General features: G+C 72.0%; 4 protein-coding genes, 1 tRNA gene and 2 pseudogenes. 4 read left to right on the plus strand and 3 right to left on the minus strand.

The window, feature by feature from the left end; translation table 11 throughout:
* Window positions 1-772: 772 nt before the first annotated feature.
* Window positions 773-1,918 (minus strand): ATP-binding protein, encoded by a 1,146-nt coding sequence (locus tag I8N67_RS42350; protein WP_234045173.1) that lies wholly within the window; start codon window positions 1,916-1,918, stop codon window positions 773-775.
* 341 nt (window positions 1,919-2,259) lie between these two features.
* Here I8N67_RS42350 and I8N67_RS42355 point away from each other — a divergent pair.
* Window positions 2,260-3,341: pseudogene (locus tag I8N67_RS42355) on the plus strand (glycerate kinase).
* Window positions 3,342-3,359: 18 nt separating this feature from the next.
* Entirely contained in the window at window positions 3,360-3,755 is a 396-nt protein-coding gene (locus I8N67_RS42360) for an isocitrate/isopropylmalate family dehydrogenase (RefSeq protein WP_234045174.1), read from the plus strand.
* Here the strand turns inward: I8N67_RS42360 and I8N67_RS43745 are convergent, their stop codons facing one another.
* Both I8N67_RS43745 and I8N67_RS06330 read right to left on the minus strand, forming a co-directional pair.
* A complete protein-coding gene (locus I8N67_RS43745) occupies window positions 3,756-3,890 on the minus strand; it encodes a hypothetical protein (RefSeq protein ID WP_267912666.1) in 135 nt (44 codons plus the stop codon).
* Window positions 3,891-4,261: 371 nt separating this feature from the next.
* Window positions 4,262-4,335: transfer RNA gene (locus I8N67_RS06330), tRNA-Met, on the minus strand.
* A gap of 251 nt (window positions 4,336-4,586) precedes the next feature.
* Between I8N67_RS06330 and I8N67_RS06335 the strand changes: the two genes are divergently transcribed.
* Together I8N67_RS06335 and I8N67_RS06340 are read left to right on the plus strand one after the other, a co-directional pair.
* Window positions 4,587-4,802 carry a hypothetical protein gene (locus I8N67_RS06335; protein WP_200301577.1) on the plus strand — a complete coding sequence of 72 codons (216 nt, stop codon included), beginning with the start codon at window positions 4,587-4,589 and terminating at the stop codon, window positions 4,800-4,802.
* A 290-nt stretch (window positions 4,803-5,092) separates the two neighbouring features.
* Window positions 5,093-5,585: pseudogene (locus I8N67_RS06340) on the plus strand (IS1380 family transposase); the annotation flags it as partial.
* Window positions 5,586-6,000 lie beyond the last annotated feature (415 nt).

The following is a 6,000-nucleotide window of genomic DNA, read 5'->3' on the forward strand; positions in this document are numbered from 1 at the left end:
GCGCGTGATGCTCGGCCAGGTGCGGGCCGAACGCGGCGATGCCGGTGCCGATCTCCCGCCACAGGGCCCCTACGGCCCCCAGCAGCCGCCCGGCCCGCGCACAGTCGCCGTCGGAAGCGCTGATCCAGGCCAGCAGTTCGAGCATGAGGGCAGTGCCGACGTAGTCGTTGAAGCCGCGCTGGATCTCCAGAGCGGCTCGTACGAGAGCCAGCGCCGAGGTGCCGTCCTTGCGCACCCAGGCGTCGTGGCCCGGGGCCCACAGTGCGTACGAGCGGCACCACCGCTCGCCGTGCCTCTCGGCCGTGGCGACCGCGTGGCGCCCGGACTCGGCCGCCCGCGGATCGCCCAGGTGAGCCTGCGCGACACTGAGCTGGAAGAGGAAGAACAGCCCGCCCGGTCCCGCGCCCGAGGCGTTCTGGGTGCTCACCGCGGCCTCGTACCAGGACACGGCTTCCTCCAGGCGCCCCCGGAAGAGGGCGGAGGTGCCACGAAGGCCTTGCACGGAGGCGCGGACGACGGGATCAGCCAGCCGTTCGCCGAGCTCGTCGGCCTCGGTCAGCCAGCGGTCGGCGGTGGTGTGGTCCGCCTGCAGCAGTGCCGCCCAGGCACCCGCCCACAGGGCGCCCGCCCGCGCCGGAGTGGGCTCGGGGGCGGCCGTCAGAGCCCGCTCGACGCGGTCCCGTCCCTCACCGAGGAAACCGTCGGCGCACCAGTGGAAGCGCAGGGCGGCGACGAGCGCGAGCGTCGCTTGCGCGTCCTCGTCCACGCCGTCCTACTCCAGCGCCACCCGCAGATTCCCGTGGTGCGCCCGCAGCCGGGCCAGGCCGTCCTCCTGGCCGGGTCCGTACCAGGCGGCGGCGGAGGACTCGGCCAGCGCACGGAAGAAGTCGCGATGCCGGCGCAGGAGCCGGCGCTCCTCGCCCGACTCGGCCAGGCGCCCGCGCCCGTACTCGCGGATGGTCTCCAGCATCCGGTACTGGGGTCGGCTGTCGTTCTCGGCGGTGAGGACGACGGACTGCGTGACCAGTCGGTCGAGGAGGTCGAGGATCTCGCTCCGGGGGACGCCGTCGCCGCAGCACACCTCTTCGGCTGCCTCCAGGTCGAAGCCGCCCGCGAAGACCGACAGCCGTCTCCACAGGAGCTGTTCTCCGGGGGAGCACAGGTCGTGGCTCCAGTCGATCAGGGCCCTCAGCGTGCGCTGGTGCGGTCGGGCGGTGCGGCTGCCACCGGTGAGCAGGGCGAAGCGGTCCTCCAGACGGGCCCCGAGCTGTTCGACCGTCAGGGTGCGCAGCCGGGTCGCGGCCAGTTCGATGGCCAGCGGCAGTCCGTCAAGCCGTTCGCACAGCCGCATGGCCACGTCACGGTTCGCGTCGGTGATCCGGAACGACGGGCGGACCGCCTCGGCCCGGTCCCGCAGCAGCTCGACCGCCTCGTCCGGCACCGAGAGGGGCGGCACGGTGAAGACGGATTCGCCCGTGATGCCGAGCGATGCGCGGCTGGTCGCCAGGACGCGCAGCCCGGGCGCGGCGGACAGCAGGGCATGGGCGAGCCGGGCGCAGGCGTCGGCCAGATGCTCGCAGTTGTCCAGCACGATCAGCGTCCGGCGCCGGGCCAGGTGATCGGCGAGCCGGTCACTGACGGGCCTGGCCCCCAGATCCGGCACGCTCAGCGCGGTCGTGGTCGCGCCCGCCACCGCGGCGGGATCCCGCACGGAGGCCAGATCCACCAGCCACACCCCGTCGGGGAAGCCCTTGCGCATCGAGGTCGCCGCCTCCAGGGCCAGCCGGGTCTTGCCGACGCCGCCCACGCCGGTGAGCGTCACCAGCCGTGCCGTCTCCAGACGGCTTCGGATCGCTGCGATGTCCCGCCGTCGCCCCACGAAGGTGCTGAAGACGGCGGGCAGGTTTCCCGAGGTCATTCCGGTCACGCTCCCTCGCTTCCCATGGTGGGAACCGTGCCGCAACGCTAAGGAAACCTGTCGGTCGGGGCAAGGGACGGGAATGTCGCGCCCCCCGTCGACCCGCCAGGGCTGCGCTGAACGCGCCGGCCGTGGGGTTGCCGGCCCGGGAAGACGCACAGCTGCCTGATGTGCGCTTGTCGATGCTGCACAGCTCGACGAGGAGATTTGTGGATACGCGACATGGGATGACGGGCGGGCTCTTCCTACTGTTCACGGACACGTAACACACCGCTGTACAGCGTCGTCGAGGTGATCTGGTGAGTGATGGATACCTGCCCTGGAGCCGACCGGACTCCGTGATGTCCCGCCCTTGTCTGCGCGACGCCCGGCACGAGCTGTCGTACGCGGACGTCGCGCGCCGCGCCGAGGCCGTGGCGGAGCAGCTGTCCGAGCACGGCGTCGGCGAGGGCGACGTCATCGCGGTCATGCTGCCCAACCGTGTGGAGCTGCTGCTGACCCTGCTCGCCGCGTGGCGCCTGGGCGCGGCCGTGACCCCCGTCAACCCGGCCTTCACCGCGAACGAGGCCGAGTACCAGCTGCGCGACGCGGACGCCGTACTCGTCGTCACGGCGGGTCCGGACACGCCGACGGCCGGGCTGCCGTCGATCCCCGTCGACGCGCTGCGGGCCGAGCCCGGTGGCGGGCATCACGGCGCCTCCGTGGCGGTCGTGCGGGGGTCCGAGCGCCCCTCCGACCTCGTTCAGTACGCGCTGGCGGGCGAGGCGGACACCCCCGTGCTCGCGGTCGGCGGGGTCGCCACCACGGACGGCGGCGCGGGCCTGCCGCAGTCCCTCGGCGCGGTGCTCGCCCGCGAGAACGGCACGCGATCAGCCCGGGCGGCCAGGGGCTCGCCGATCTGCACACGGTCGGCCTCGCCGAGGCCCGTGCCGCGCTGACCGGCGTCGACCTCGTCCTCGCCACCGACGTGGACAACCCGCTGCTCGGACCGACGGGCGCGGCCGCCGCCTACGGGCCCCAGAAGGGGGCGAGCGCGCACGACGTACGGGAGGCTGGACGACCAGTGGGCCAACGTCCGCCCGGTGCACTTCCTGCCGGGTGTCGTCAGCCCGCGCGCAAGGCCGATGACACCGAGCTGGACTGGGTCGTCTGCGAGAACAGCGAGGGAGAGTACGCCGGGCTCGGCGGCCGCAACTTCTCCGGACGTGGCCAGGGCGGCGAAGTCGCCGTCCAGTCGGCCCTCTTCACCGAGGTCGGCTGCGAACGCATCATGCGCTTCGCCTCGACCGGGCCCGTACGCGCACCCGCCGCAAGTCTCATCGATCACCAAGGGCAACGCCCAGCAGTACGGCATGGTCCTGTGGGACGACGTCTTCAAGCGCGTCGCCGCCGATTACCCGGACGTAGAGACGTAGAGACGTAGAGCGTCCTGGTCGACGCGATGTCCGCGAAGTTCGTTCTCAAGCCGGACGACCTCTCCGTCGTCGTGGCCTCCAACCTCAACGCCGACATCCTCGCCGACCTCGGCAGCGCCCTGGCCGGCAGCTTGGGCCTGGCGGCGAGTGCCAACCTCAACCCGGAGCGCCGCTTCCCGACCATGTTCGAGCCGGTGCACGGCTCCGCCCCGGACATCGCGAGGCAGGGCCTGGCCAACCCGATCGGGGCGGTCGGCAGCGCGGCCCTGATGCTGGAGCACTTCGGCTTGCCGGACCAGGCGGCGCGCCTGAACAAGGCGATCGAGGCGACGACCGCGGCGGGCGTCCTCACGCGCGACGTCGGCGGCGGCGCCTCGACCGAGGACGTCGTCAAGGCACCGATCGACGCGCTCAACGCCTGATCAGGCACGTGGCGCGTCCGCCGTGGCGGAGGCGCCCCTGGAGCCATGCCGGTCCGACACGGCACAGCCGGACGCGGGCTCCGGCTCGGGGCGCTGCGACTCCTGGGAGACGCGCACCACAATCGTGTACTCCACCCGAGACTCCCAAGGCCACCGGGCTCCGGCCGAGCACGCTTACGAGCTCGGCGATCACGACGTGAACCAGGTCGGCGTCCGCCAAGCCGACGGCCCCACCATCCGGATCTTTGCGGACCGTCCCACGCGCGATCGGGTGCTCCTGACAGCGGCCGATCCGGCGCCGATCCGGCTGCCGCAGATCCGAAGACCCGGCCAGGACGACGCGTCCGGCCGCGGTACCCACACCGGTACCAGTGATTGGACCTTGTCCTGGCGACGGAGGCGAGCAGCCGCATGACTTCGGCGTTCCCGATCGTGCTCGGCCCGCCCTGGCACATGCGGGAATGCCAGAGGGCCCGGATCGCCTGGATCCGGGCCCTCTTCAGCAGTAGCGGGGACAGGATTTGAACCTGCGACCTCTGGGTTATGAGCCCAGCGAGCTACCGAGCTGCTCCACCCCGCGTCGTGAAACCCACAGTACGCCACTTTCACAGGTACTCGAGACCACTTCCGGCGAGGCTCCCACCGGCGCGCGGATCCGGACTGGAGACGGTGTGTGATTGCTCGACTACTCTTCGGAGTTGCGGAGTTGCGGAGTTGTCGGTGTGCAGGTGAGAAGAAGCGTATGGACTCGGCAGGCGTCAGTTCGTCGGCGGCGCCGGTGTCGACGGACCTGATACGGCCGCGCCCGATGCTCGCGTCGACGATCACCGCGTGCACGGCCCCGTCGACGTCGTGCTCGGCGGCGTACAAGGCCTTGCCCGTGACCTTCAGCCGCCCGTCCACCCGGGAGAGTGGCGCGCCCACGGCTGCCTGCGGCTGGGGGCGTACGCGCGGTTCTTCCATGAGAGGGCGTGCCGCGAGTCCGCGCACTGCTACATCTCGGGCCGGTTCGCGTTCATGCGCCTGCTGGCCGTACGCGACAACTGAACCGAGGCTCCCGGACACACCCCCGGCCAAGATCTCCTGACCATCCGACGCACCGTGAGTCGCTGACCACCCGGCCGCTCTCCCCCTCATACTTATACGGCGCCTTCCCGCAAGCATCGCCGGAAGCTTCGACGATGCCGGGGGGCGTCGAACACCACTGGGCGGAGCGCACCGACTACGGGAGCCGGGCCACCCGGGCCCCGCTCACCCACGACCGGTTCATCGCGTAGCCGCCGCAGGCGTAGGTCAGGCCCGCGTGGCCACGTGCAGGAAGGCGCTGCGAGTGCCGTATCACCTGTGTTCTCGTCGCCGAGGACGGCGGCCGAGCGGTGGTCTCGCAGGCCGGGGTGCCGGGGCCGTGATGCTGGTCGACACGGTCCGCGAGACCGGGCTGGATCAGGCGATAGCGGCGGCGCTGTCACCGTGGCCCAAGCCCCGCGCGGTGCACGACCGGGCTCGTACGGAAGTCGGCCGGTGCCTCGGCGCCGCATGCCGGCGGACAGGTGATCGTGGACGGGACGGTGTGCTCGTCCTTGCACACTCCGAGAAGCGGGACGCCACCGCGACCTGGGAGAAGACGTTCGGCACCACCCGTTGATGGGCTACGTCGACCACGCAGCGGTCGGCGGCGGAGAGCCCGCCGCGGGCCTGTTGCGGCCGGCCACCGCAGGCAGCAACACCGCCGCCGACCACATCACCACCGCTCAACTCGCGCTGGCCCAGCGGCCGAAGAAGTACCGGCGCGGACACCAGACGCTGTTCCGCCTGAAGTCGCGGGAGGGAAGGGGGGGGGAGGGGCGGCGCGGACGCAGCCGGTTGCGCGTCGGCCAGGCGGAGAACGACCGGCCCGTCCACAGAGCCCGCGCCGGGCCGCAGCCGGCATTCCCGCGACGCCCCTCGTCCGAGTCGGGCCGGAGCTGGGCATCCGGCGGATACGTACGACAAGGAGCGGAGGCGGCCCGTCGAAACGCGCCCCATCGCCGCTGAACTGTGGATCCGGAGCGCCCGGTTGATCGCCCCTGCGGCAGTAGCGCTCTGCGATCAGCGCACCCACTTCACCAGCGCCGGGTCCGGACCGTCGGCCCCGACTACAGGTGACGCCCGGTCATCGGCGCGCGCCCGAGCTCACGTCATGGGCACGAATTCGGGCAGGGTGAGGGCCGAATGGGCCGGTCGTTCCTCCGCCGAGGGCATGGCG

The sequence above is a fragment of the Streptomyces adelaidensis genome, from assembly GCF_016598475.1.
Classification (GTDB): Bacteria; Actinomycetota; Actinomycetes; order Streptomycetales; family Streptomycetaceae; genus Streptomyces; species Streptomyces adelaidensis.

Bases quoted from the DNA above. Each gene is read 5' to 3' on its own strand.
- I8N67_RS42360 (WP_234045174.1), top strand. From the start codon at position 3,360: ATGTCCGCGAAGTTCGTTCTCAAGCCGGACGACCTCTCCGTCGTCGTG.
- I8N67_RS42350 (WP_234045173.1), bottom strand. From the start codon at position 1,918: ATGACCTCGGGAAACCTGCCCGCCGTCTTCAGCACCTTCGTGGGGCGA.